The following is a 1720-nucleotide window of genomic DNA, read 5'->3' as shown; positions in this document are numbered from 1 at the left end:
TGTCACTGCCAGTTTGGAGCGTCTCCGCAAAGTAGCGGAAGCGCTAGAAGCCGATATCGGCGTGATCCGAAACAGGTCGAAAAATCGTCCACAGGAGTAAAGTCATTGCAATCATTAGCCTGGCTGCGGGTTGACGAGGGGGACAAGATCCCTACTCCCAAACCGGCACCAGACCGCATCAGACAGAGTGGCCGATTCGAGGGCTGCCGTTGTCGTCAGCCAGAACCGACTAGCCAGACTGCCACCAGTACCAGCGTCCGCTCCCTCACTGGGCAGTTCGATATCTCCTGCCAACTCAGCGATCAGGGTGGCGAGAGTATCGCGGCGGGCCTCACTATTGCAGACCACCAGAACCCGGGCGCGCCGATAGCCCGTCAATTCCGCGAGCCGACCCGAGCAGAAGAGCGCGGCGTAGGCTCCCACTTTCTCCGACCAGCGCTCCCGTCCTCGCTCTGTCCCTCGATCCACTTCCACCAGCGCCACCAAGAAAGAGGGGCGAGCACTCAGCTCAAATACGAACCAGGCATCGGGACGGACCACGCCAAGGGGCTGGAGATCCAAGTGGGCATAGGGGCCATCTTCCCAGCGCTGCGTGCTGCCTTGACCTACCTGATGCAACCGCTCCAGCCACACGCGCACATCACGCACGATTAGCTCATGCCGCAGAAATGGAGTCTGACGTGGGCCATATTTGGGTAGGGTTCGCTTCAGATAGTGCGGCGCAACCGTGCCTGATTCGACAAGGAGCTTAATGGCGGATGCGGTGGGCACGTACAGATTTGGGGCAGTGCCGTGGAGAAGCTGCGCCGTGTTGGGAATCTCCTCGGAAGCCAGTGCGATCCGTGCGATGGGCACGACATCCACCAGCTCCGCATTGAAAAGAGCCCGCATCTGGCGCTGCACTCCTTTGTAAGAGAGCTGCGCAAGTCTTGCTAGCTGATGCAACGAAAGTATGCGGCACTCCACCAGGAAGCGCAGAAGCGTTAGCTTGATGGGGGTAAGAGCCGCGAGCGGCGTTGGAATGCGGGTGTAGCGTCCCACGCGCTTACGTCCTGCGGCTGCCTGCTCTTTATCTTCTCCCTCTCCTTTAGTCGATGCTGCCATCGTCGAACCCTCCCATATCGCCATTTCCCTCCCCGCCAGACGTTGCCGCTGGTAGCGGCAGCGGCTTCAGTGCCTTTGTTTGTGGCTGGTATACCTTTGTTTTTTGTTCTGCCTCGGCTTCCTCTTTCTCGAATCGAGAGGGGCGCTTATTGGTACGCTCAGCAGTGCGCTTCTCCCCGGACTCCCGAATTTTGCGGTAGGCTTCGTCTCCCTCCTGAATACGAGCGCGACGAGTGTTGTATACCTCATCTATCTCTGCCAAGGTCTGACCATTGGCGACAAGTGCGGTGCTCATAAACCGGCTGAGCCCCTGGGAAGCAGCGGGCTCGGCAACAGGAACCACCTTGATCACCGCAGGATGCTCCGGGCTAAGCACCACAACCGCATGCTGCTTGGGCAGATCCATCAGAAGCCGCGTCCAACGGTCGCGCTTCTCCGACTCGCTCAAACGAGAAACAATCGAGAAGGTCGGCCTGGGGAAACGAACCACGAGCTGCACGGGAGCTGGCCCCACCATGTAGGAGCTGCTGGAGAGTCCCTTGATATAGTGGCTCACTTCAACTGGCTCCCTGCTTCCCGCAGCGTGAACATAAAGCCGTGGAATACCTGAGTAGGA

Annotated in this window: 2 protein-coding genes; both read right to left on the bottom strand. The window is 59.1% G+C overall.

Going from position 1 to position 1720, the window contains the following annotated elements; translation table 11 throughout:
• Positions 1 to 114: 114 nt before the first annotated feature.
• Positions 115 to 1104: a replication-relaxation family protein gene (locus tag ACH2EH_RS10320; protein ID WP_395141373.1), complete on the bottom strand. Its 990-nt coding sequence runs from the start codon at positions 1102 to 1104 to the stop codon at positions 115 to 117.
• Positions 1088 to 1720 (bottom strand): hypothetical protein (locus ACH2EH_RS10315; protein WP_395141371.1); only part of this gene is annotated, 633 nt, incomplete at its 5' end. The genes ACH2EH_RS10320 and ACH2EH_RS10315, both read right to left, overlap by 17 nt.

Origin of the sequence: Armatimonas sp. (assembly GCF_043760365.1) — a bacterium.
Classification (GTDB): Bacteria; Armatimonadota; Armatimonadia; order Armatimonadales; family Armatimonadaceae; genus Armatimonas.
The sequence above is the reverse complement of the archived record's forward strand: the minus strand, read 5'-3'. Positions and strand labels throughout refer to the sequence as shown.

What these genes read in the sequence shown, in the direction of transcription:
- ACH2EH_RS10320 (WP_395141373.1), bottom strand. Translation starts at nt 1,104, where the DNA reads ATGGCAGCATCGACTAAAGGAGAGGGAGAAGATAAAGAGCAGGCAGCC.